The following is a 22,344-nucleotide window of genomic DNA, read 5'->3' on the forward strand; positions in this document are numbered from 1 at the left end:
CGGTTCCTGGTCCGTACCTGCGTGAGAGCGCTCTCAGCGTGGTGCTGAAGTTGCGTGCATGTCAATGAGTGGGCGGGAAAAGGGTGTTGGCCGCGCGGCCCGGCGCCCGCCACGGGGCGGGCGCCGCGGGCCGGTGCAGGCCGGTGCGGAACGCTCAGAAGGCGCGGTCGAGCAGGGCCAGCAGCGCCGCCCAGTGCCGCTCGTCGGCCTGCTCGTCGTAGGCGGGGGTGTCCGCCTGGGTGTAGCCGTGCTGCGCGCCCCGGTACACCTCGCACGTGTACCGCACACCGGCCTTGTCCAGCGCCGCCTCCAGCTCGCGGATCTGCTCCTCGGGCATGGAGGCGTCCTGGTCGGCGAAGCCGAAGTACAGCTCAGCGGTGACGTTTCCGGCGCCGCGGTGCGGGCTGTCCGGGGCGTCGGTGACCAGCCTGCCGCCGTGGAAGCCGGCCGCCGCGGCCACCCGGTCCGGATGGGTGGCGGCCGTGCGCAGGGCGAGCCGGGCGCCCATGCAGTAGCCGGTCAGCGCGACCGGACCCTCGGCGACGAACGGACTGTCCGCCAGGAAGCCCAGGTACGCGTCCGCGTCGCGCCGGGACTGCTCGGGGGTGAGGGAGCCCATCACCGGACCGATCCGCTGCCAGATGGTCGGGTCGGCCGACGGGTCGATGAACTCCGGCAGCTCGCCGATCGGGGTGCGGCCGTGCCGGTAGAAGACGTTCGGCACCAGCACCGTGTAGCCGGCGGCCGCGAGCCGGTCGGCCATCGACCTCAGCTGCGGGCGCAGACCGTAGGCGTCCTGGTAGAGCAGCACGCCCGGGTGGGGCTCGCCGTCCGCGGGACGGGCGAGGTAGGCGTCGGCGGTGCCGTCCTCGGTGGTGATGTCGACGGATGTTCCCTGTACGTCGGTCATGCTGGCGGGCCTCCTGGGGAGTGGGTGGCGGACGGCGGGTGCCCCGCGCCCCGCGGTGGCGCGGGGCGCGACGGGCACGTCTCATGCTGCCACGCAAGATCCACGCGCTCGCGACCGGTCCGCCGCGGCGCCGCCGCGGTCACTCGAACCGCGAGGTGTCCCCGGCGCCCCGCCGGACGATCTCCGCCTCCCCGCCGGAGAAGTCGACCACCGTCGTCGGCTCGGTCCCGCAGTCCCCGGAGTCGACGACCGCGTCCACCACGTGGTCGAGACGGTCCTTGATCTCCCAGCCCTGCGTCAGCGGCTCCTCCTCGTCCGGCAGCAGCAGCGTGCTGGACAGCAGCGGCTCGCCCAGCTCGGCCAGCAGCGCCTGGGTGACCACATGGTCCGGGATGCGCACGCCGACGGTCTTCTTCTTCGGGTGCATCAGCTTGCGCGGCACCTCGCGGGTGGCCGGCAGGATGAAGGTGTAGCTGCCGGGCGTGGCCGCCTTCACGGCCCGGAACACGTCGTTGTCCACCCGCACGAACTGACCGAGCTGCGCGAAGTCCCGGCACATCAGGGTGAAGTGGTGCCGGTCGTCCAGCTGACGGATCGCCCGGATCCGGTCCACCCCGTCGCGGCTGCCCAGCCGGCAGCCCAGCGCGTAGCAGGAGTCCGTCGGATACGCGATGAGCGCCCCCGAGCGCACCGCGTCGGCGATCTGCGCGATGCTGCGGGCCTGCGGGTTCTCGGGGTGCACGTCGAAGTACTTCGCCATTCGTCGAGCTTATGCGGTGGAGGGCGGCGCGGCCGGCAGCCGGGGGCGTGGTCCGCCCGGCGTCGCCGAAGCGGAGCGGGACGTCCTGGTGTACGTCCCCGATTCCCGGGCACCCGACGGTGGAGTCGCCCGGAGTCCCCCGTCCGGGCGCGGCGCCTTCGCCGGCGGTCCGCCCTCCGGACCGCCGGCGAAGCCATGTCCGCGGGGGACGGGGGCATGAACCCTCGGGTAACGTCCCGCTGCGAACACCGAGGCCGACCGGGACGACAAGGAGAGGGGCACGTGGCTCGCCGAGCGGAGGAGGGGCCGCAGCCGTACGGGACCGACGGCTGGGCGCGGGAACTGCTCGATCAACTGCGCCCCGCCGGACGCGATCTGCACCGGCTGGTGGCCTGGCTCGCCCGCTGCACCGGGGCGTCGGTGTGCCTCCGGGACGCGCGTGGCACCCTGCTCGCCGAAGCGGGGGAGCGGCTGTCCCTCGACCCCTCCGTCGTCGCCGACGTGGCCGCCGGCCGGGTCTCCGCCGCGGCGCTTGACGACGGCACCCGCCATGCCCGCCTGGTCGGGATACGGCACCCCGGACCGGACCCGGCCGCCTCCGCCGTGCTGGCCGTGGCCCGCCGGGACCCCTTCGACCGGCAGACCACGGAGATCCTCGGCCACACCGCGGGCGTACTCGAACTGCTGTTGCGCGAACGCGAGTTGGTGCATGCCGGCTACCGGCTGCGGCGGGCCACCGCCGATCTGCGCCTCGCCATCCTGCAACTGCTGATGGTGGAGGACACCGTCTCTGCCCGCCGTGTCGCCGCGGGCCTGTGGCCGGGGCTGCTGGAGAACGACACCGCGCGCGTCTACGTCATCGAGGGCTCCGCCGCCGAACGCGACCGGATCGCCGACGAGTGCGGCGTGGCCACCGGTGGCGGGGCGCTGGTCGTGCGCTGCCCCGCGATGGACGGACACGTCATCGTGCTCGGCCCGGCCGCCGAGGTGGAGGAGCGGCTGCGCTCCCTGGTCGCCGGCCGGCCCGGCACCTACCTCGGCGGCAGCCCCCGCCAGCGCCTCGCCCTGACCGCCACCGCCTACGGGCAGGCGGTCACCGCCCTCGCCGTGGCCCGCTTCCGCCCGGAGCGGGCCGCCGTGTACGCCGAACGCACCCGCCCCGCCCGCCTGATGGACCCCGCCGCGCTGCTCGCCTGGTCGGCCGCCGTGCTGCGCCCGCTCGACACCCTGCCCCACCACGTCCGCGCCGAACTCCTCGCCACCACCCGTCTCGGCCTGGAGTTCACCGCGGTGAGCGCGGCCAAGGTGCTCGGCGTCAGCCGCAACACGGTACGCGCCCGGATGGACCGGGTCGCCGCGCTGATCGGCGCCGACTTCTCCGCCCTCACCGTCCGCGCGGTGGCGCACGTCGCGCTGAACACCGAGGCGGCGCAGGGACCGTACGACCCCGACGGCACGGCTCCGCCCCCTCCGGCCCGGTTCGCCGACCTGCTCGGTTCCGCCGCGCTGCGCTCGTGGGCCGAGGGCCTGCTCGGCCGTCTCGACCAGGACGGCCGGGACCTGCGCGGCACGCTGCGGGCCTGGCTGGCCGCCGACGCCAACGCGGGGCCGACCGCCGACGCGCGGGGCGTGCACGCCCAGACCGTGCGGGAACACGTGCGGGCCGCCGAGCCCGTCCTGGAACGCCGGCTGCTGACCGGCGGCACCGATCTCTACGAGGTCGTCCTCGCCCATCTCGTCACCGGTGAGCTGCCCGTACCCGCCTTGGGACCGGCGAATGCGGACCAAGCGGACGCGGCTGTGCACAGGTGAGTGCCGGACGCCGTGCGCCGGGCACCGGTGCGCTGGTCCGGACCGCGTATCGCACGTAGGTTCAGTTTCCGCGGGGCACGACCGGAACGGGGGGCCGGTCGGGGCCCCGCTTCGCGTGCTCTCGGCCCCCGTCCGACGGGCTGTTTGTCGGACGGGCGGAAGACCCCGTTCGAGCGATGCCCTCACCCGACCCGGTGAGCCCGCCGCGCCGGGCGTACCGGCGGCGGGCGACGGACGTTGCCCCGGCAGGAACCACTGGGACCGGATCGGCCGGACGGATCGAATGGATCGGGTGGACCCGATGGACCGGATGCCACGGGGGGATCGGATGGACCGCGTCGAAGGAGCCCGGGTGCCGCGGAGCCGGGAGCCGATCTACGCCCGGCTCGTCGCCGAGTGGCGGGCGCAGGGCAGGGCCGTGCCCACCGACCCCGAATTGCCGTGGACCTCCCTGGCCGGCCTCGCCGAACTCGCCGATCTCGCCCTGCGCGCCGGGTCGGCCGCGGAGCCGTCCCGGCGTTCCTGAACCTGCGGCGCTCCCCGGTCCCTGCCGCCCGGCGTTCTTTGGCTTCCGGCGTTCCCCGCCTGCCGCCGCCGGGCCCGATGCCGCCCGGCGTCCCTGAGCCTCCGGCCCGCCCCGGCCGCCGCCTGGTGTTCTCGGCCTGCTGCGGCCCGGTGTTCCTGTGCCAGCGGCGCTCTCCGGCCCCGGCGCCCGGCGTTCTTTGGCTTCCGGCCTTCCCGGCCTGCCGCCGCCCGGGCCGATGGCGCCCGGTGTTCCGGCCCCGCCGCCAGCCGTCCCTGGGCCTCCGGCGCTCGGCCTGCCGTCGCCTGGCGCTCCCGGCCCCACCGCCTGGGCTCGATGCCGCCCGGTGTTCCTGTGCCTGCGGCGCTCCTGGCCTGCCACCGCCCGGCGTTCCTGGGCTTCCGGTGCTCCCGACCTGCCACCGCCCGGTGTCCCTGAGCCTCAGACCCACGGCGGCCCCGCCGCCCGGTGTTCCTGCGTCTGGGGCGCACCCCAGCCGTTACCTGGCGTTCCTGGGCCTCCGGCGCGCCCCGGCCCCGCCGCCGGCTTCCCTGGGCTTCCGGTGCTCCCCGGCCCCGCCGCCAGCCGTCCCTGGCCTCCGGCGCTCGGCCTGCCGTCGCCTGGCGCTCCCGGCCTGCCTCCGCCCGGTGTTCCTGCGCCTGCGGCGCTCCCGCCTGCCGCCGCCCGCGCTCGATGCCGCCCGGCGTTCCTGGGCTTCCGGCGCACTCCAGCCGTTACCTGGCGTTCGTGGGCCTCCGGCGCTCGGCCTGCCGTCGCCTGGCGCTCCCGGCCCCGCCGTCCGGTGTTCCTGCGTCACCGGCGCTCGCGGCCCCGCCGTCCGGTGTTCCTGTGCCACCGGCGCTCGCGGCCCCGCCGTCCGGTGTTCCTGTGCCACCGGCGCTCGCGGCCCCGCCGTCCGGTGTTCCTGTGCCACCGGCGCTCGCGGCCCCGCCGCCCGGCGTTCCTGCGCCACCCGCGTTCCCGGCCCCGCCGCCCGGCTTTCCTGTGCCACCCGCGCTCCGCGCCCCCCACCCGGCTTTCCTACGTCACCGGCGCCCCCGCGCCCCGCCGCCGCTACCGGCCGTCCGGTGTCCGGTCGCCGCCGGGCTGGGCGGCGAGGACCGCCAGTGAGCCGTTGGCCTGTCGCAGCGCGTCCTCAAGGGTGCCGGGGGAGTGCAGGGTGCCGGTGCCGTCCGGCGGCACCAGCCATTCCAGCGAGCGGGCGGGCCGGTACGGCGGCGGCACCGCGACCCAGGAGCCCCTGGTCGCATGGCGCAGGCCCGCCCCCACCCAACCCCCGGAGGGGTCCGGCGGCAGGAAGAAGCCGACCCGGCCCGCCGCGAGGTCCACCAGGGTCGGGCCCGGCACCGGCAGGGCGGGCTGCCACAGCAGGTCCAGGGTGAGCAGCCCGAGCCGCTCGGGGACGCTGAGCACGTCCCAGAAGCGTCCCGCCTCCAGCAGCGCGATCCCCTCGCCGTGGTCCCACTCCCACTTGCACGCCCGTGGATCGGCCGCGGCTGCCGCCAGCCATTCCACGCCCCGCATCCACATCGTGTTCGTCATGCACTGCTCCGCATGTTCTCGCTCGCCTGCCATGGGCGCAGGAAACGGCCGTGTCCGGGCACTCCGTGCCTTCGCACAACATCCCGGCATATGCATGCTCGTAGATATTTCTATGTGGCGGAAGGGGTGGCGTGCCCTGGCGTTTGAGGTGGAACGTCGAACTCCGCGCACCAGTTCGTCAGTTGGGGGAGGGGGACGCGTCACCCGCACGAGGGGCGCGTCGCCCTCTCACGCCGTTCCGCCGCCGACTCCAGTGGCCCCGCGGGGCTCATGCCGCGGGGTCGCCGGGGTCCGGGGCCAGCACCAGCATGGTCGCGTCGTCGCGCACCTCGTAGCGCAGCCGCGCGAGGTCGGCCCACACCGCGTCGGGCAGCTCGCCGTGCCCGGTGTCCGCGAGGGCCGCGAGCCGGTCCGGCAGCGGATAGAAGCTCCCGGAGCGCGACCGCGCCTCCCAGACGCCGTCGGAGGCCAGCAGCAGCCGGTCGTCCGGCTCCAGCGGCACCGTGACCTCCTTCGGCGGATCGATCCCGACCAGACCGAGCCCCAGCGGGGTGCCCGGCAGGACGGTGATCTCCCGGGCGTCTCCCTCGCGCAGCAGCACCGGTGCCGGATGACCGCAGTCCACCACCCGCATGGTGCGCGCCTCGCCCTGGAACTCCAGGAGCACGGCGGTCGCGAACATCTCCCCGTCCGGCACTCCCGCCGCGTCCACGTCGAGCCGGCGGTCCATCCGGGCCGCCACCCGCTCCAGGTCCTGCTCGTCCAGGACCGCCTCCCGGAACGCCCCCAGCAGCGACACCACGGTCGCGACCGCCGCGAGCCCGTGCCCGCGGACATCACCCATCACCGCCCGTACGCCGTACGGCCCTTCCCGCACGTCGAAGAAGTCCCCGCCCACCAGCGTGCCGTTCTCGGCGGCTCGGTAGAAGCCCGTGCAGCCGATGCGCCCGACCCGCGCCGGCAGCGGCGGCATCACGGCCCGCTGCACCGCCTCCCCGATGGCGCGCTCCACCCGCAGCTGGGCGTCGCGGCGGCTGCTCACGAACGCCACCAGCACGCTGAGCACGGCGACGAACGCGATGGTGAGCAGATCGGTGTTGCCGGGCCGGTTCAGATGGGTGCCCGGCACGTTCAGCGCCAGGACCACCAGGGCGCCCAGCAGCGCGGTGCCGGCGGGGCCGTACGACAGCACGGCCAGCGGCGGTATCGCCCCGAGGAGGAAACCGAGATCCCCGGCATGCGGCGTGACGGTCGCCGCGAGGGTCACCGCGACCAGCAGCAGCACCGGCAGCAGCCGTATCCACCACGGCGGCGGCGCGCCCCGCAACCAGCCGCGATCCTCCTGGCTCCCGCGCGACGACCACCCGCGCACCGAACGCACAAGCCCACGCTACGCCGCCCCCGCGAGGAGGGCCCGCCGATGGACGGCACGGGAAAACCGGTGGACGCCGAAGCCGCGGCCCGCCTAGCGTGTGGCCGCACGCCCGAGACCGGTGGAAGGAGTGAGTGTCATGGCCGCTGTCATCATGCGCTCCCCCCTTCCCGTCGCCCGGGTGTGCCAGGCCTGACCGGGAGCGCGCCCCGCATCCCGGAGGAATCCATACATGACCGACCTGGTCATCCGCACGCTCGACGCGAGCAGTGCTCACCTGTTCGACACCATGCCCGACCCGCTCGCCTTCGCCGAGCGGCACCGGGCGATCGGCTTCCGCCCCGAGTGGAAGCGCATCGCCCAGCGTGACGGCCGCACCGTCGCCCGAGCCGCCTGGTGGGCGCGGCCGGAAGACACCGAGCCGCTGCTGATCAACTGGTTCGACGTCGCCGAGGGCGAGGAGGCGGCCGGGGCCGAACTGCTGCGGACCGCGCCCTGGCACTGCGGCGAACTCGAACTCGACCTGCCCACCGGCTGGCGCGACGATCCCCGGCTGCGGGCCGCCGCCGACACCCGCACCGCCGCCGCGCGCTCGGCCGGCTACACACCCCTGGTGGAGCGCTTCCTCTACCGCTGGACCCCGCAGTGCGGCCTGCCCGAACGCCCCGGCCGCCTGGTCTTCGCCCCCGAGCCGGACGACGCCGTCTTCCACCACCTCCTGCGCCGCATCCACTCCGTCACCCTCGACGCCCACGCCCGCCGGGCCGTCGCCGAGGGCGGGGTGGAACAGGCCGCCCAGGAGGAGATGGACTTCTTCCACTGGATGCCCTCGCCCCGCTCCTGGTGGCAGATCGCCCGCACCCGCGACGGCGAACCGGTCGGCATCCACATCCCCGGCCGCAACCCCGCCGGCCCATGCGTCGGCTTCATCGGCGTCGTCCCCGAGCAGCGCGGCCACGGCTACGCCTACGACCTCCTCGCCGAGTGCACCCACCTCCTCGCCGCGCACGACGCCGAGTTCATCGCCGCCGCCACCGACCAGGGCAACTTCCCGATGGCGGCCCACTTCGCGACGGCCGGCTACCCGGTGGTGCGGGAGCGGGTGAACTTCTGGGCCGACCGCGCGGGCGGTGCCGGGTGACACGCTGACCGTGCGGTGACCGGCGGCGAAGCGGGGGAGGGGCATAGGGCGGTGTTCCGGCTGCCTCCCCCCGGCCCCGGTTTCGCCGCCGACGGCGGATCGCCCGAACCCTCCGTACTTTCCAGGGAGTCGGGGCTTCATGCCTCCCTGCGGGGAATTCCCCCCTTCGGGGTCAGGCGGCGGCCTTTCCCCGCCCGGGTGCCGGTGGCGAGCCGATAGTGGAGCGGCCACCGGGCCCGGGCCCGGCGGTGTTCTGGTGAACCGCGTGACCGGAGGAAAACCATGCCCACCAGCGAGGCGAACAACCGTGTCGAACTCGTCTTCTCCCTGTTCGACGCCAACGGCAACGGCGTGCTCGACCCGGGGGACTTCGAGCTGATGGGCAGGCGGGTGGTGGAGGCCGTGCCCGAGGCCGACGACCGCGCGAAGAGCAGGATGCTCCAGGCGTTCCAGGGCTACTGGGACACCCTGCGCACCGAGCTGGACGCCGACGGCGACGGGCAGGTCAGCCCCGAGGAGTTCAACGCCATCGTGCTCGATCCCCAGCGGTTCGACGTCACCGTGGACGAGTTCGCCGAGGCGCTCGCCGCGCTGGGCGACCCGGACGGCGACGGCTATGTCGAACGCCCCCACTTCGTCGCCCTGATGACGGCCATCGGATTCCGGCGCCCCAACATCGAGGCCCTGTTCGACGCCTTCGAACCGGTGCACGGCGACCGTATCCCCGTGGTCACCTGGGCCGACGGCATCCGCGACTACTACCGTCCCGAGAAGTCCGGCATCCCCGGCGACCACCTCGTCACGGACGTCGCCCGGTGACCGGCGCCCAGGGCGCCCCCGTCGTCGGACTGGCCGTCGGCCGGGGCACGGGACCCGAACTCGCGGACGTCTTCGAGCGGGTGCTCGGCGCGCTGACCGCCGGCCACCCGCACGGCGTGACGATCGAGCGCTCCTCACGCCTCTACCACTCCTACGTCTCGCTGCGCGCCGAACGGGACATCGCCCGGATACGCGCGCTGACCGCCGAGGACGCCGACCACTACGAGCGGTTCTGCCGCACCCGCGCCGAGCAGGGCACCACGGCGGTGTTCCGCACCGCGATCAACGCCCAGTCCCTGTACCTCGTCCGCGAGCGGCTGCGGGCCGTCAAGGTGGATCTGCTCGGCACCCGCGGACCCTCCCTGCTGCTGGTGCGGGACCAGGCCCAGGGCTTCTACACGGGCGCGAACCGGCACACGCCCGGCGAGGTCACCCGCACCATGACGTTCAGCCGGGAGACCACCGAGGCCGTCGTCGCCTACGCCCTGCGCCGGGCCCGGCAGGAGTGGCCGGACGGGCACATCGGCCGCGTCGTGATGGCCTACAAGTTCCACCTGCTGGACGGCGCGCTCGACGCCTGGGTGAGCGCCCTCGCGGACCGGCTCGGCGTCGAGATCGGGCTGTTCCAGCCGGACACCGTCAACCGAGACCTGATCACCCACGGCCTGCCCGACCGCACCCTGCTGATCGCCGGGAACGAGTGGGCCGACATCATGCACGCCGTACTGCTGGACCGGTTCGACTCCGAGCGGCAGGAGAACCGCTGCACCGAGAACGTCTTCCTCGACCCCGCGCTGTCGGGCCTGACCGAGTACCAGACGGTACACGGCTCCGCCGACGACCTCGCCGGACGGGGCCTCGTCAACCCGGTGGCCACGATCCGCGCGGCGGCGCTCGTCGCGGAGCGGCACGCCGGACGCGCCGGCGCGGCGGCGGCCGTGGAGAAGGCCCTGCGGACCCTCGGCGGACAGGGCGTGTGCACCCCCGACCTCGGCGGACGGCACTCCACCAGCGCCGTGACCGACGCCCTGCTCGCCACCCTCGACGCGCCCGGGACCGGTGGCACACCGGCGGACGCCGCCCTGGTCGGCGGGTCGTGACCGGCGTGACGCAGGAGGGGACGGCCCTGGTCGTCGTGGACGTGCAGAACGACTTCTGCGCGAGCCCGGCGGCCCTGGCCCGCTTCCCCGGCGACCCCGCCGCGCTGGAGGCGGCCGTCGCCGGCACCGTCCGTGCGGTGGCCGAGGCCCGCGCCCGGGACGTGGAGGTGATCTTCGTACGCTTCACCGGCGATCCTCGACACCAGAGCCCCGCCTGGCGGCTGCGGGACCGCGCCCTCGGCAAACGGCCGAAGTGCCTGGAGGGCTCCTGGGGCGCCGACTTCCACGCGGTCTCCCCGGCGCCGGGCGAGCGCGTCTTCACCAAACGAGCCCGCTTCGACGCCTTCCTCGGCGACGGCTTCGAGGCCCACCTCACCGCCCGGGGCACCAGACACCTGGTCCTCGCCGGGCTGTACGCGGACGTGTGCCTGGACACCACGGCCCGCACCGCGTTCCAGAAGGGCTTCCACGTCACCGTCCTGACGGACTGCACCACCGCCCTGCACCTGCCGTACGACGCCGTCCTGCGGTTCATGCGCGTGGTGTACGGCGCCCGGACCACCACCGCCGAGGATCCGGCGGCCTGGACCGCGCCCGCGGACCGGAACGAGGAGGAACCGTGCCTGCGGCCGTCGGGCTGACCGGCGGGGTGGCCCACGGAGTGGGACGCACCGCCCTGCTGGTGGCCGCGGCCCGCGCCATCGAGACCCACCGCCCCGACGCCCTGGCCCGGGACCCGCTCGCCGAGCACTTCGTGCGCGCGGCCCCGGTCTCGGCCGGCTGGCCGGTCCGCCCGGGGCAGGTGCCCGGCGGGGAGGCCGACCCGCTGTGGGGCCGGCTGGGGCGGTACTTCGCCCTGCGCACCCGGGTCCTGGACGATCATCTGCTCCGCTCGGCGCACCTGGGCGTCCGCCAGGTGGTGCTGCTGGGCGCGGGCCTGGACTCCCGGGCGTACCGGCTCGACTGGCCGCCGGAGTGCGTGGTGTACGAGGTGGACACCGCCGAGGTGCTGGCGTTCAAGCAGTCGGTGCTCGACCGCGTCGGGGCGGTCCCGTCGGCCGACCGCCGCCCGCTCGCGGCCGACCTGCGGCACGAGTGGACCGGGGCACTGCGGGACGCGGGCTTCGATCCCGGCGCGCCCACGGCCTGGCTCGCCGAGGGGCTGCTGCTCTACCTGCCCGCGGCGGCCGAGCGGCGCCTCGTCGCCACGGTCGACCGGCTCAGCGCCGCGGGCAGCACGCTGGCCTACGAGATCAAGACGATCGCGGAGTCACCGGAGGTGCGGTCCAGCCCCGTCTACGCCGAGGCGCGCCGGCGACTCGGCATAGACCTGCTCGCCCTCTTCGACGGCGAGCCGCGCCCCGACTCGGCGGGCGAACTCGCGGACCGGGGCTGGACGGTGACCGTCCGCACCCCCTACGAGTTCACCCGCCGCCACGGCCGCGGCCCGCTGCCGGAACCCCATGACGCCCTGGCCGCCAACCGCTGGGTCTTCGCGGCCGCCTCCCGCGGCGGCGAGAGCCCCGCCGGCGCACCGGGCGGACGAGGACTGCCGGACAGGGCCTAGGGTCCTTCGTCAACCCCCGGCGCCCGTCAGGCGGGCCTCCGCGGTTGTCAGGACCTCGGTGACCCGGAGGCCGAAGGCCGCGTCGCAGGGGTGCGGGCGGCCCGTGGCGGCGGCGGTCAGGAGGGCGTCGGCGGCCCGGGTGAGCGCGGTGGTCGCGTCCTCCGTGCCGGGCGGCAGGGCGGCGACCCCGGCCTCGCCGCGCAGTTCCACCTCGGCCCCGGCCGCCGCGGGCGGGGCCGTCAGGCTCAGGGTGAGGGTGCTGGACGCCCCGGTGGCATGGTCGAGGACCACGTGCACGGTGTCGCCCTGACCCTGCCCGGCGGCCACCACCCGGGTGACATCGCCGAGGACCGGCAGCAGCACCGACAGCGCGTGCGGGCCCACGTCCCACAGCGCGCCCTTCTCCCGGCGCCACGGCGAGGCCGCGAACGGGCTGTCGGTGGTGAACACCGCGCCCAGCCACTGGGCCCGCGCCGTGAACCAGCCCGCGACCGCGGCCTGTTCCTCGATCCAGGCCTCCGGTTCCTTCTGGAACCGCGTGGTGAAGAACACCACCGACGCCACCCGGGCGCGCTCCGCGGCCTCCGCCACCGCCCGCGCGTCGGCGACCGTGAGCGCGAGCGGCTTGTCCAGCAGCAGATGCCGCCCGGCCCGCGCCGCGCGCACCGCCAACGGGGCCTGCACGGACGGCGGCAGGGCGACGGCGACCGCGTCCACATCGGCGAGCAGTGCGTCCACCTCGTCGTACGCCGTGACGTCGTACCGCCGCGCGAGCGCGCCGGCCGCCTCCGGCCTGCGGCCCCACACCCCGGCGAACTCCAGGCCGGGGTGCCCGGCGAGGGCGGGGGCGTACGCCGCCCGGGCCCACGGGCCCGTTCCCAGCAGTCCGATGCGCATATGACGTTCCTTTCGGCGGGCCGTGGCCCGCGTTCTCAAGAACCCAAGAACTGTTCGTCGTTCAGGAGCCCGTCGTCCGGACTCCCGCTGCCCGCGAGCCAGTCGGCGATGGTGGCGGCGATCGGCTGCCCGGTGTCCATCTCCACGAAGCCGAACTGGCCCGACTGGTTGCACTCGAGGAACCACCAGATGCCGTCGGCGTCCTCCGCGAAGTCGAAGGCTCCGTAGGCCAGTTCGGCACCCCGCAGATACCGCAGCACCCCCGCGGCGACCGGCGGGGGCACCTTCACCGGCGCCCATGGGGCGACCGACGGGGCGAACCGGACGTCCACGTCGTCCGGATGGGCGTCCGGGGCGACCGGCTTGCGGGCCGCCAGCAGGGTGCCGCCGACGGCGGTCAGCCGGATGTCGGCCCGCTTGGGCACCCGTCGTTGCAGCAGCGTCGGCCCGTAGGCCACCGCCGTGAAGTCCGTGTCCGGTGCGACCCGGCTGGTCGGCACCGCCCGGGGCGGCTCCTGCGGATGCGCCCCGGAGACCGGCTTGACCACCAGGTCCGGATGGCGCCCCGCGAACTCCCGCGCCGCCCCCGGGAGCGTGGTGATCAGCGTCTCCGGCACCGGCAGTCCGGCGCGTTGCGCGAGGTGCAGCTGCCAGGGCTTGTACCGGGCGCGGCGGGCGGCGTCCGGATGGTTCATCCAGCGTGCGCCGGTACAGCGGAGCATGCCGTACAGCGCCTGCGCGGACTCCTCGGTCAGCCAGGCGGACGGCTGGGCGGCACGGGCCGCCGCGGTCCCGGGCCTGCGCAGCCAGACGGAGCGCAGACCGTCCATGTCCACCAGGCGCCCGCCCACGGACAGCTGCCCGTGGCGGGCGCCCCGCGCGTACTCGCCCGACAGCGCCACCCCGTTCGTCAGATCGGCGGGATCGAGCCGGACGACGGGCACGCCGGCCTCGCCGAGCCGGAGGACCACCATGTCCGCCGTCACGTCCTCTTCACTGGTCAGGATGAGCACGGTCATCGTCTGCGGGTCCGCGGCTCAGTCGTCGAAGTGCGTCTTGGAACCGGCGGTCGAGGTCGTGGTTCCCAGCGCGCGCAGGGTCGCGTGATCGGTCGCGGCGATCCGCCCGTCCGGGAGGACGTTCAACTGCAGTCCGGAGTCGTACGCGTACGGAACGGTGACATCCAACTGCACAGCCGGGCGCGCGTAGTTGAGCGTGAACGGTTGCATGGTCTCTCCCTGGTTCGGCTTTCACGTCCTTATACGAATCGAACGGGTGAATGGTTTCCTTACGCTGCGTGACGGTGCCACGGAGGGAGGCGTTCCACCGGTCCGGTGTGCGCCGGTGTTCACGCCGTGAGCGCCCCGCGCGCCACGGTCAGCGCTTGCTCCGCGTATCCGCGTCCGAACAGCACCGCGTGCACCAGGAGCGGGAACAACTGGTGTACCCCGACACGGGCGCGCCAGCCGTCGGCGAGCGGCGCCACCTCCTCGTAGCCCGCCAGGACGCGGTCCAGATGGGGGCAGCCGAAGAGCTGAAGCATCGCCAGATCGGTCTCCCGGTGCCCGCCGTGCGCGGCCGGGTCGATGAGCCGTACCGTCCCGTCCGCGCCCCACAGCACATTGCCGCTCCACAGGTCGCCGTGCAGCCGGGCGGGCGGCTCGGCGGGCCCGGCCAGCTCCGGCAGCCGGGCGCAGAGCCGCTCGAACACCGCCGCCTCGCCCGGTCGCAGCGTGCCCCGCTCGACCGCGCCGCGCACATACGGCAGCACGCGCCGTTCGGCGTACCAGCCGCTCCACTCGGCGCCGGGGGCGTTGCGCATGGGGGCGAGCCCGATGTACGCGTCCTCGGGACCCCCGGGCGGCGCCGCCCCGAAGCAGGGTGCGCCCGCCGCGTGCAGGGCGGCCAGCGCCTGACCGAAACGGAACGCCGCCTCCGGGTCCGGCCGGCCGGTCACCACCCGCTCGGTCACCAGCCAGCGCTCGTCGCAGCCGAGCACCGCGGGCAGCCGTACGGCTCCCGCCGCGGCCAGCCAGCGCAGCCCCGCCGCCTCGGCGCGCACCGCCCCGGGGGTGTCGGCGCGCTTGACCATCACCGGTGTGCCGTCGTCCAGCCGCACCTCGACGGGCGAGGCGGACACCGCATACGTGCCGCTGACCGCGCGCCCGGTGAGCCGGGCCGCGACCTGTCCAGGATCCTCGTCTCGCGTGACCACGGCTTCAGAGTACGGCTCGCAACACCAGGTCAGGAGAGGGTACTTCGACCGTTGATACGACACTTTTCGGCCGATCGGCGACGGTCGCCGCCCCGCCCGGGCGCGCCCCGGCGGCACGAGTGCGCCGGAGCGTCACACGAGGCGCGGGCCGTACCGTCAGTCGCCGGCCGGCCGCCGGCGCGGGGTCAGGCCCACCGGGTTGCCGGGCGGCAGCAGACCCGAGTTCTCCACCGCGTCGGCCAGCGGGTCCAGCAGGGCGGCCAGGCGCGCGGTGCGGTCCGGGCCGAGGGCGGCCCACGGGCCCTCGGCCGCCGCGTCGGTCAGCGCCTCGACCTCCGCGCGCTCCGCCGCCCCGGCCGCGGTGAGCGAACCGTCCGCCGCGAGCAGCCCCCGGGTGCGCAGCCGGTCCCCGCCCGCCGCCCAGTCGTCCTGCTCCCACTTGCGCGTCTCCCGCAGGAAGGCCCCGTCCGACTCGCCGGCGGCCGCCTTGAGCAGCATTGCCTCGACCGGCCCGAGCCGCCGGCTCACCAGCGCCGCGATGTGCCCGTCGCCCCGGTGCTCGCGCAGGGTCGTCACCGCCTGCCACAGCCGGGCCGTGGGCCGCTCCGGGCGCTCCAGCGCCTGGTTGGCGGCGGCCAGCACCCGGCCCGAGGTGTCCGCGGCCGTCGCCGCCGCCCAGGCGAGGTCCGCGGCCTGTGCGAACCGGGCGGAGCCGGTGACGTCCGCCCCGAACAGCTCGGTCATCGCCGCGTCCATGGCGTCCTCGCGGGCCGCCAGCACCTTCGCGGGCGCCGCGTAGGTCCACGCGTCCGGCAGCGCCCGGGTCACGCGGGCAGGGTGGAAGATGTAGAAAGCGCTGGTCACGACGGTGGGGGAGACCTCGCCGAGCGGGGCCGCGCGCAGCGCGAAGTAGCCCATCCAGAACCCGCGCATCCCGAGCGCGTCCGCCGCGCGGCGGGCCTGCGGCGCGAAGTACACGAGATCGTGCACCGGTTCGTAGCGCTGCCACAGGGCCCGCGCCGTTCCGTCCACCACTGCCGCCTCCCGCCGCGTGTCGTGCCGTCCGGCACCAGAGTGCGCTATGACGGCTGTCATAACAAGAGGGGCGTCGGTTTTCCCGTGGCGGTCGTGACGGGGCCGGACGAGGGGTCGCGGGGCGGGCGCACTGGGGCAGACGGGTGGGCCGGGTGACCCGGCTGGGCGGCCCGGATGGTGGGAGCCGGTGCCCTCACTGACGGTGGTTCATGTCGAGACCGGGTCCATCGAGCTGATGAGGTATCCGCTGCCCGGCCCCGGCGGAAGGACAACACGATGCGTTCTGCCCGTACCCTCCTGGCCACGGCAGCCGCCGCGGCCGCCCTCGCCTTCGCCACGCCCGGCGCCGCGTTCGCGGTCCCGGCGGGGCACGACTCGGGCGGTGGGGACTCCTCCTCGCACAGCAGTGACTCCGGCGGCGACCGCGGCAAGGGTTCCGACCGGGAACAAGACAACGGCAGCGGCGGCGGCGACGAGCGCGGACACGACCGGCCCCGCGGCGGAATGCACACGGGTGGCGGAGCGCTCGCCACCGTGCTGCGCGGCGACAGCTGGGCCTCCGGCACCGGCGAGAGCAAGTTCAACCCCGAGACGTACCGGGAGGACAAGGGCGGCGACGAGGGCGGCAGTGGCGGTCGCGGCAAGGGCGGCGGCGACGACGAGGGCGGCAGTGGCGGCCGGGGCAAGGGCGGCGGCGACGACGAGGGCGGCAGCGACTGGGGCGGCGGCTCCGACGGCGGCCGCGACAAGCCGCGCGGCGGCATGCACACCGGCGGTGGCGCGCTCGCCGATCCCGGTGTCACCACGGGCGGCCTGGCGGTGCTCGGCGTGGCCGCGGCGGGCATGTACGCGCTGCGCCGCAAGCAGGCGGGCCGGCCGGCCTCCTGACCACCCGCCCGCCCCGCAGGACGCGGACGCCGCCGGCCCAAGGAGTGCCGGCGGCCCGTGCGGGGCGGGACCCGGGTGCCGGGCGCCCGCGCAGGCCGTCCGCCGCGCTTCGACGCCGTACCCGCCGCGCGCCCCGCGCCCCGGCCCCGCGGGCCGTCCGCCGCCCCGGCGCCCGGCCCGGCTCCGATCCCCCTGCTTCCGATCCCCGTGCTGCCCTGCCCGAGTTGAGGTGGTGTCCGATGGCGGCAGAACCGTCCTCCTCCCCGTCCGGCGAACCGGCGCCGGACCCGGGAGCCGCCGGCCGCGGTGGGCGGCTGGTGCTGTGGGGAGTGGCGATCCTCTTCCTGGCCGTCAGCGTGTTCGGCGGCCACCACGGAACGCTCCCCGCGCCGCGGGCGACCCCGGCCTCGGGCGCCAGCTCCGCCGGACAGGCCGAGCCCCGGGTCGGCTCCGCGCTGCCCCGCTCCGCGCCGACCCGTCTGCTCATCCCGAAGATCGGGGTCGACGCCCCCTTCACCCAGCTGTCGCTCGCCGCCACGGGCCAGCTGGAACCGCCGCCCGCCGCCGACACCAATCTCGTCGGCTGGTACGCCAAGGGCGCGGCCCCCGGGGAGAAGGGCACGGCGATCATCGCCGGGCACGTGGACACCAAGATCTCCGCGGCCGTCTTCGTCGATCTCGACCAGCTGACGACCGGCGACCGGTTCTCCGTGGAGCGCGCCGACGGACGGACCGCGAACTTCGTGGTGGACAGCGCCGAGACCTTCGCCAAGGACGACTTCCCGAGCGAACGGGTCTACGCCGACGCCGCGCGCCCCGAGGCCCGCCTCATCACCTGCGCCGGCGACTACGACCACACGGCGAAGGACTACACCGACAACCTGGTGGTCTTCGCCCACCTCGTGTGATCGGCGATCAGCCCCGCTCCGCCGCGAAGGCCCCGCCCGCGCCGAACACCCGCGCCGCGAACCGCTCGCCGATCCGGCGGTGCGCGGCGGCGTCCGGGTGCAGGCCGTCGGGCAGCGGCAGCTCGGCGAAGTCGGCCTCGCCGTACAGTTCGCGGCCGTCGAGGTGGAACAGGAGGCCGTCCTCGGCCGCCCGCTCGCGCACGATCCGGTCCAGCTCCGCCCGGACGACGGCGAGCGTCAGCTTCCCGGCCGCCGTCTCCGCCGGGTCCCCGGACGCCCGGAACCCGAGCCGGCCCTCGCCGAGGGCAGCGAGGTCCCAGGCGGTGGGGCCGGGCGTGTCCTCGTGGATCGGGCACAGGATCGGTGAGACGACGAGCAGCGGGGTGTCGGGGTGCCCTTCGCGGATGGTGTCCAGGAAGCCGTGCACCGCCGGGCCGAAGGCGCGCAGCCGCATCAGGTCGGAGTTGACGACGTTGATGCCGAGCTTGACGCTGATCAGGTCGGCCGGGGTGTCGCGCAGCGCGCGGGCGGTGAACGGATCGAGCAGTGCGCTGCCGCCGAGGCCCAGGTTGACCAGCTCCGCGCCGCCGAGGGCGGCGGCGAGCGCCGGCCAAGTGGTGGTGGGGCTCGCGGCGTCGGAGCCGTGGCTGATCGAACTGCCGTGGTGCAGCCAGACCCTGCGGCCCCGGTCCGGCACCGGCTCCACGGGTGCGTCGGTGCGCAGCGCGACCAGTTCGGTGGTCTCGTTGTGGGGCAGCCAGATCTCCACGTCCTTCGGCGTGTCCGGCAGCCCGGTGAAGCGCACGGTGGCGACCGGGCCCGGCGTGTGCTCGGTGTTCCCGGTGGCCAGGTCGATGGTGAGGGTGTCCCCGCCGTCGGCCCGGCCGCTGCCCGCCGGCCGGCCGTCGACCAGCAGGTCGTACACCCCGTCGGGGCGCGGGGGAGCGCCGACGTAGACCCGCTTGGTGGGCAGCGTGTCCAGCTCGATCGTGGTGGCGCGGGTGCGCAGCGCCAGCCGTACGCCGGAGGGCTGGGACTCCGCCAGGGCCAGCTGCGGGTCGGCGCACTGGGCGCGGGCCCTGGCCGGCAGCCGGTGCGGCAGCAGCCCCCGCTCGGTGCGTTCCAGGTCGAGGGCGCCGCGTATCAGGTCGGCGGTGAGCGGGGTGGTGTGCATCGTCTGGTCCTGCGTTTCCATGGGTTCGGGGGCGCGGCTCAACGAGCCGGCCAGTTGCGCAGCAGGGAGTCCAGCGCCTCCACGATCCGGGTCCAGGACTCCTGCGAGTCGGGCGCGCTGTGGCTGAAGCCGCCGGCCGCCTCCAGGCTGACGTAGCCGTGGAACACGCTGCCCAGCAACCGCACCGCGTGGGTCTGGTCGGGTTCGGCCAGGTCGTAGCCGCGCAGGATCGCCCGCATCAGCTGGGCGTGCCGGACTCCCGCGCTCGCGGCGGCCGTCTCGTGGTCCAGCGGGTACCGGGCCGCCGTGTAGCGGCCGGGGTGGGCGAGGGCGTAGTCGCGGTAGACGTCGGCGAAGGCGACGAGCGCGTCCTTGCCGGCCCGTCCGGCGAGCGCCTCGGCGGCGCGGTCGGCCAGCTCCGCCAGGGCGAGCAGCGCGATCCGCGTCTTCAGGTCCTGGGAGCTCTTCAGGTGCGAGTACAGGCTCGCCGTCTTGACGTCGAACCGGCGGGCCAGCGCCGACACCGTCACCTGGTCGAAGCCCACCTCGTCGGCCAGCTCCGCGCCCGCACGGACCAGCCGCTCGGTGGACAGTCCGGCACGCACCATCGGATCCCTCCCTGTTTCCGAAACCGAGTATGCGTCTTCCTAAACCATTTAGGCAAATCGAGGCACCGTCATGGAAAGCGCGAACGGCCGCCGACCGGAACTCCGGTCGGCGGCCGTCGGCCGTCGTGCGCCAGGCGTCAGACCGCCGTGGCCGGGTACGTCGGGTACTCCACGCCCGACACGTGCTGCACGACCCGGACCACCTGGCACGAGTAGCCGAACTCGTTGTCGTACCAGAGGTAGAGGATCGCGTTGTCGCCGTCGACCTTCAGCGCGCCGGCGTCCACGATCGAGGCGTGGCGCGAGCCGATGAAGTCGCTGGAGACCGCGTCCGGCGCCGTGGTGAAGTCGATCTGGCGCTTGAGCGGCGAGGTCAGCGACACCTCGCGCAGGTAGTCGTGGACCTCCTCGCGGGTGGTCTCACGGGCCAGCTGGAGGTTGAGGATCGCGATGGAGACGTCCGGCACCGGGACGCGGATGGAGCTGCCGGAGATCTTCGCCTTGAGGTCGGGCAGCGCCTTCGCCACGGCGGAGGCGGCACCGGTCTCGGTGATCACCATGTTGAGCGGCGCGGAGCGACCACGGCGCTCGGCCTTGTGGTAATTGTCCAGCAGGTTCTGGTCGTTGGTGAACGAGTGGACCGTCTCCACGTGGCCGCGCAGCACGCCGTACTCGTCGTCCATGGCCTTCAGCGGCGGGACGATCGCGTTGGTGGTGCAGGAGGCGCAGGACAGGATCTGCTCGTCCGGCTTGATCGTGTCGTGGTTGACGCCGTGCACGATGTTCGGGACGTCGCCCTTGCCGGGCGCGGTCAGCACGACCTTGTCGATGCCGGGCCGCAGGTGCTTGGACAGGCCCTCGCGGTCGCGCCACTTGCCCGTGTTGTCGATGAGGATGGCGTCCCGGATGCCGTACTGCGTGTAGTCCACGGACGACGGGTCGTCGGCGTAGATCACCTTGATGGCATTGCCGTTGGCGACGATCGTGCTGCTGTCCTCGTCCACCGTGATGGTGCCCTGGAACTGGCCGTGGATGGAGTCGCGGCGCAGCAGCGAGGCGCGCTTGACGATGTCCTGTGCGCCGCCGCCGCGCACCACGATGGCCCGCAGGCGCAGCCCGTTGCCGGAGCCGGCCTTCTCGATCAGCAGGCGGGCGACGAGCCGGCCGATGCGGCCGAAGCCGTAGAGCACGACATCGCGCGGCTCGCGCCGGTCGATCTTGTTGGCGCCGGTGGCCCCGGCGACCGCCTCGGCGGTGAACTCCTCGACGCTCAGGCCGCGTTCGTCGGCCTTGTGCATCGTGGCGAGCATGCCCAGATCGATCTGGGAGGGGCCGAGGTCCAGGGTGGTCAGGGCCTTGAGGAAGGGCATGGTCTCGGTGACGGACAGCTCCGCGCCGGCTATCTGCCGGGCGAAGCGGTGCGTCTTGAGGATGCTGACCACCGACTTGTTCACCAGGGAGCGGCTGTGCAGCAGGACGGTGACGTCCCGCTCGCGGTGCAGCTTCCCGATGAGCGGGATCATCGACTCCGCGATCTCCTCGCGGTTCTTCCAGTTGGTGAACGAGTCGTCGTTGACAGTCACAACATCTATCTTTCGAGCTAGGCAGCGCTCATATGGTAACCACACCCTACTGGGGGCCCCGGACGGGCCCGCACGGGGGTGCCGGAAGCGGCGACGACCTGCGGGTGTAAGGGATTTACACCTATTGCTTGCCCAATTCCTGATTCAGGGTGGAAGTGCGTAAGAAACCCGAGTCGTGAATTGCACGTCTTACCCGGCGTGCCCAAGGTCAGCAGAGTGAGCACCTCCTCCGTCCCCCGGCCCGGACCGGCCGTTCCGCCCCGCCCCGCCGGCCCCTTCGACCTGCCCCGGATCGCCCGGCGCGGAACTCCCGAGGGGGCGGTGCCGGCCCTCGCCCTGTTCGCGGCCGTGCGGCTCACCGGGATCCTCGCGGTGATCGCGACCAACGCTCTGCGCGGGCGGCCGCTGCTGAGAACGCTGGCCCACTCCTGGGACTCTCGCTGGTACCTGCACATCGCCGCCGAGGGCTACGGTCACAAGATCTGGCTCACCTCGCAGGGCGCCGTCCAGACCGACTGGGCGTTCTTCCCGCTCTACCCGGCGCTGATCAGGGCGCTCGGCACCGCCCTGCCGCTGACCCCCGGCCAGGCCGCGCTGCTCGTCGCCTGGCTCGCGGCGGGGGTGGCCGCGTACGGCGTCTACGCCGTCGGCCATCTGCTCCACGGCCGGGGCGTCGCCACCGCGCTGGTCGGCCTGTGGGCCGTCATGCCGCACGCCGTCGAACTGACCATCGCCTACACCGAGTCGCTGTTCGCCGCGCTCGCCGTCTGGTCGCTGTACTGCGTGCTCAAGGGCCGCTGGCTGTGGGCCGGGACACTGGCCGCGCTCGCCGGCCTCGCCCGGCCCAGCGGGTTCGCGGTGGCCGGCGCCGTGGTGCTCACGGCCGGGTACGAGGCGTGGCGACGGCGCGGCCGGGTCCCCTGGCGCCTGTGGACCGGCGCCGTCCTCGCCCCGCTGGGTTTCCTCGGTTACGTGCTGTGGGTGGGCACCCAGGTCGGCGATCCGCTCGGCGGCTACTTCACGGTGCAGAGCGCCTGGGCCTCCCGCTTCGACTTCGGCGTCGGCTCGGCCCGCTTCGTCAAGGCGCTGCTGCTGCACGGCGGGGGTGTCGTCTACACCGTCGCCCTGCTCGTCGTCGCGGCCGGGGTGCTGCTGTTCGCGCTGCTCTGCCTGGACCGGGCCCCGCTCGTGCTGGTGGCCTTCGCCGGGATCCTGATCCTGCTCGTGGTGGCGAGCTCCGGCTCCTTCTCCTCCAAGCCGCGCTTCCTGCTGCCCGCCTTCCCCCTCCTCCTCCCCATGGCCCGCGCCCTCGCCCGGACCTGGCGGGTGCGCCCCGCCCAGGCGGTGCTCGTCTACGGCGCCCTCACCCTGGTGTCCCTGGCGTTCGGCGCCTATGTGACGGCGGTGGCGCACTCCCCGCTGTGAACCGGTGACGCACGTGACGCAGGTGACGTCGGTGCCCCGGCGAC

General features: G+C 74.5%; 22 protein-coding genes. 10 read left to right on the top strand and 12 right to left on the bottom strand.

Annotated elements, in window-relative coordinates; all coding sequences use genetic code 11:
- Window positions 1-154: 154 nt before the first annotated feature.
- Together HZZ00_RS14365 and HZZ00_RS14370 are read right to left on the bottom strand one after the other, a co-directional pair.
- A complete protein-coding gene (locus HZZ00_RS14365) occupies window positions 155-910 on the bottom strand; it encodes a dienelactone hydrolase family protein (RefSeq protein WP_180332554.1) in 756 nt (251 codons plus the stop codon).
- 139 nt (window positions 911-1,049) lie between these two features.
- Entirely contained in the window at window positions 1,050-1,670 is a 621-nt protein-coding gene (locus HZZ00_RS14370; protein ID WP_070024555.1) for an L-threonylcarbamoyladenylate synthase, read from the bottom strand.
- Window positions 1,671-1,952: 282 nt separating this feature from the next.
- Between HZZ00_RS14370 and HZZ00_RS14375 the strand changes: the two genes are divergently transcribed.
- Both HZZ00_RS14375 and HZZ00_RS14380 read left to right on the top strand, forming a co-directional pair.
- Entirely contained in the window at window positions 1,953-3,482 is a 1,530-nt protein-coding gene (locus HZZ00_RS14375) for a helix-turn-helix domain-containing protein (protein WP_257585786.1), read from the top strand.
- 352 nt (window positions 3,483-3,834) lie between these two features.
- Window positions 3,835-4,008 carry a hypothetical protein gene (locus HZZ00_RS14380; protein ID WP_180332556.1) on the top strand — a complete coding sequence of 58 codons (174 nt, stop codon included), beginning with the start codon at window positions 3,835-3,837 and terminating at the stop codon, window positions 4,006-4,008.
- Between the two features lie 1,071 nt (window positions 4,009-5,079).
- On the opposite strand, the gene HZZ00_RS14385 is transcribed toward HZZ00_RS14380, so the two are convergent.
- Both HZZ00_RS14385 and HZZ00_RS14390 read right to left on the bottom strand, forming a co-directional pair.
- Window positions 5,080-5,568 carry a hypothetical protein gene (locus HZZ00_RS14385; protein WP_180332557.1) on the bottom strand — a complete coding sequence of 163 codons (489 nt, stop codon included), beginning with the start codon at window positions 5,566-5,568 and terminating at the stop codon, window positions 5,080-5,082.
- Window positions 5,569-5,836: 268 nt separating this feature from the next.
- Window positions 5,837-6,949, bottom strand: a complete 1,113-nt coding sequence (locus tag HZZ00_RS14390) for a PP2C family protein-serine/threonine phosphatase (RefSeq protein ID WP_180332558.1) — start codon at window positions 6,947-6,949, stop codon at window positions 5,837-5,839.
- A gap of 223 nt (window positions 6,950-7,172) precedes the next feature.
- Between HZZ00_RS14390 and HZZ00_RS14395 the strand changes: the two genes are divergently transcribed.
- The 5 genes from HZZ00_RS14395 (at window position 7,173) to HZZ00_RS14415 (ending at window position 11,567) form a co-directional block, all read left to right on the top strand.
- Entirely contained in the window at window positions 7,173-8,081 is a 909-nt protein-coding gene (locus tag HZZ00_RS14395; protein WP_180332559.1) for a GNAT family N-acetyltransferase, read from the top strand.
- Window positions 8,082-8,363: 282 nt separating this feature from the next.
- Complete coding sequence (locus tag HZZ00_RS14400) at window positions 8,364-8,900, top strand: EF-hand domain-containing protein (RefSeq protein ID WP_070024564.1); 537 nt, start codon at window positions 8,364-8,366, stop codon at window positions 8,898-8,900.
- Window positions 8,897-10,000 carry an isocitrate/isopropylmalate family dehydrogenase gene (locus tag HZZ00_RS14405; RefSeq protein WP_180332560.1) on the top strand — a complete coding sequence of 368 codons (1,104 nt, stop codon included), beginning with the start codon at window positions 8,897-8,899 and terminating at the stop codon, window positions 9,998-10,000. The genes HZZ00_RS14400 and HZZ00_RS14405 overlap by 4 nt, the downstream gene beginning before the upstream one ends.
- A complete protein-coding gene (locus HZZ00_RS14410; protein ID WP_374028526.1) occupies window positions 9,997-10,641 on the top strand; it encodes a cysteine hydrolase family protein in 645 nt (214 codons plus the stop codon). Before HZZ00_RS14405 ends, HZZ00_RS14410 begins: the two co-directional genes overlap by 4 nt.
- Entirely contained in the window at window positions 10,620-11,567 is a 948-nt protein-coding gene (locus HZZ00_RS14415; protein WP_257585788.1) for a class I SAM-dependent methyltransferase, read from the top strand. Before HZZ00_RS14410 ends, HZZ00_RS14415 begins: the two co-directional genes overlap by 22 nt.
- 9 nt (window positions 11,568-11,576) lie before the next feature.
- On the opposite strand, the gene HZZ00_RS14420 is transcribed toward HZZ00_RS14415, so the two are convergent.
- The 5 genes from HZZ00_RS14420 to HZZ00_RS14440 form a co-directional block, all read right to left on the bottom strand.
- The gene (locus HZZ00_RS14420; protein ID WP_180332561.1) at window positions 11,577-12,464 is read right to left on the bottom strand and encodes a Gfo/Idh/MocA family protein; all 888 of its coding nucleotides are present in this window, start codon (window positions 12,462-12,464) and stop codon (window positions 11,577-11,579) included.
- Between the two features lie 35 nt (window positions 12,465-12,499).
- Window positions 12,500-13,483, bottom strand: coding sequence for an ATP-grasp ribosomal peptide maturase (gene tgmB, locus HZZ00_RS14425; RefSeq protein ID WP_180332562.1), 984 nt, complete (start codon window positions 13,481-13,483; stop codon window positions 12,500-12,502).
- A gap of 18 nt (window positions 13,484-13,501) precedes the next feature.
- Window positions 13,502-13,693: a putative ATP-grasp-modified RiPP gene (gene tgmA, locus HZZ00_RS14430; RefSeq protein WP_146468184.1), complete on the bottom strand. Its 192-nt coding sequence runs from the start codon at window positions 13,691-13,693 to the stop codon at window positions 13,502-13,504.
- A gap of 119 nt (window positions 13,694-13,812) precedes the next feature.
- On the bottom strand, window positions 13,813-14,679 hold the full coding sequence (locus tag HZZ00_RS14435; RefSeq protein WP_180332563.1) for a fructosamine kinase family protein: 867 nt from the start codon (window positions 14,677-14,679) through the stop codon (window positions 13,813-13,815).
- A gap of 156 nt (window positions 14,680-14,835) precedes the next feature.
- Complete coding sequence (locus tag HZZ00_RS14440; protein WP_180332564.1) at window positions 14,836-15,714, bottom strand: hypothetical protein; 879 nt, start codon at window positions 15,712-15,714, stop codon at window positions 14,836-14,838.
- Between the two features lie 276 nt (window positions 15,715-15,990).
- Here HZZ00_RS14440 and HZZ00_RS14445 point away from each other — a divergent pair, with 276 nt between their 5' ends.
- Both HZZ00_RS14445 and HZZ00_RS14450 read left to right on the top strand, forming a co-directional pair.
- Entirely contained in the window at window positions 15,991-16,602 is a 612-nt protein-coding gene (locus HZZ00_RS14445) for a hypothetical protein (protein ID WP_180332565.1), read from the top strand.
- Window positions 16,603-16,841: 239 nt separating this feature from the next.
- Complete coding sequence (locus tag HZZ00_RS14450) at window positions 16,842-17,510, top strand: class F sortase (RefSeq protein ID WP_180332566.1); 669 nt, start codon at window positions 16,842-16,844, stop codon at window positions 17,508-17,510.
- Between the two features lie 7 nt (window positions 17,511-17,517).
- On the opposite strand, the gene HZZ00_RS14455 is transcribed toward HZZ00_RS14450, so the two are convergent.
- The 3 genes from HZZ00_RS14455 to HZZ00_RS14465 all read right to left on the bottom strand — a co-directional run bounded on the left by HZZ00_RS14455 (window position 17,518) and on the right by HZZ00_RS14465 (window position 20,875).
- Window positions 17,518-18,684, bottom strand: a complete 1,167-nt coding sequence (locus HZZ00_RS14455) for a GDSL-type esterase/lipase family protein (protein ID WP_180332567.1) — start codon at window positions 18,682-18,684, stop codon at window positions 17,518-17,520.
- 38 nt (window positions 18,685-18,722) lie between these two features.
- Window positions 18,723-19,292: a TetR/AcrR family transcriptional regulator gene (locus HZZ00_RS14460; protein WP_180332568.1), complete on the bottom strand. Its 570-nt coding sequence runs from the start codon at window positions 19,290-19,292 to the stop codon at window positions 18,723-18,725.
- Window positions 19,293-19,429: 137 nt separating this feature from the next.
- Window positions 19,430-20,875 (bottom strand): glyceraldehyde-3-phosphate dehydrogenase, encoded by a 1,446-nt coding sequence (locus HZZ00_RS14465; protein ID WP_180332569.1) that lies wholly within the window; start codon window positions 20,873-20,875, stop codon window positions 19,430-19,432.
- A gap of 216 nt (window positions 20,876-21,091) precedes the next feature.
- On the opposite strand from HZZ00_RS14465, the gene HZZ00_RS14470 reads away from it, so the two are divergent.
- Window positions 21,092-22,300, top strand: a complete 1,209-nt coding sequence (locus tag HZZ00_RS14470; RefSeq protein WP_257585790.1) for a glycosyltransferase family 39 protein — start codon at window positions 21,092-21,094, stop codon at window positions 22,298-22,300.
- Window positions 22,301-22,344 lie beyond the last annotated feature (44 nt).

Origin of the sequence: Streptomyces sp. NEAU-sy36, assembly GCF_013423905.1 — a bacterium.
Classification (GTDB): Bacteria; Actinomycetota; Actinomycetes; order Streptomycetales; family Streptomycetaceae; genus Streptomyces; species Streptomyces misionensis.

Coding starts and splice junctions, on each gene's coding strand:
- HZZ00_RS14365 (WP_180332554.1), bottom strand. CDS start 910: ATGACCGACGTACAGGGAACATCCGTCGACATCACCACCGAGGACGGC.
- HZZ00_RS14370 (WP_070024555.1), bottom strand. CDS start 1,670: ATGGCGAAGTACTTCGACGTGCACCCCGAGAACCCGCAGGCCCGCAGC.
- HZZ00_RS14385 (WP_180332557.1), bottom strand. CDS start 5,568: ATGACGAACACGATGTGGATGCGGGGCGTGGAATGGCTGGCGGCAGCC.
- HZZ00_RS14395 (WP_180332559.1), top strand. CDS start 7,173: ATGACCGACCTGGTCATCCGCACGCTCGACGCGAGCAGTGCTCACCTG.
- HZZ00_RS14400 (WP_070024564.1), top strand. CDS start 8,364: ATGCCCACCAGCGAGGCGAACAACCGTGTCGAACTCGTCTTCTCCCTG.
- HZZ00_RS14420 (WP_180332561.1), bottom strand. CDS start 12,464: ATGCGCATCGGACTGCTGGGAACGGGCCCGTGGGCCCGGGCGGCGTAC.
- tgmB (WP_180332562.1), bottom strand. CDS start 13,483: ATGACCGTGCTCATCCTGACCAGTGAAGAGGACGTGACGGCGGACATG.
- tgmA (WP_146468184.1), bottom strand. CDS start 13,693: ATGCAACCGTTCACGCTCAACTACGCGCGCCCGGCTGTGCAGTTGGAT.
- HZZ00_RS14445 (WP_180332565.1), top strand. CDS start 15,991: ATGCGTTCTGCCCGTACCCTCCTGGCCACGGCAGCCGCCGCGGCCGCC.
- HZZ00_RS14450 (WP_180332566.1), top strand. CDS start 16,842: ATGGCGGCAGAACCGTCCTCCTCCCCGTCCGGCGAACCGGCGCCGGAC.
- HZZ00_RS14455 (WP_180332567.1), bottom strand. CDS start 18,684: ATGCACACCACCCCGCTCACCGCCGACCTGATACGCGGCGCCCTCGAC.
- HZZ00_RS14460 (WP_180332568.1), bottom strand. CDS start 19,292: ATGGTGCGTGCCGGACTGTCCACCGAGCGGCTGGTCCGTGCGGGCGCG.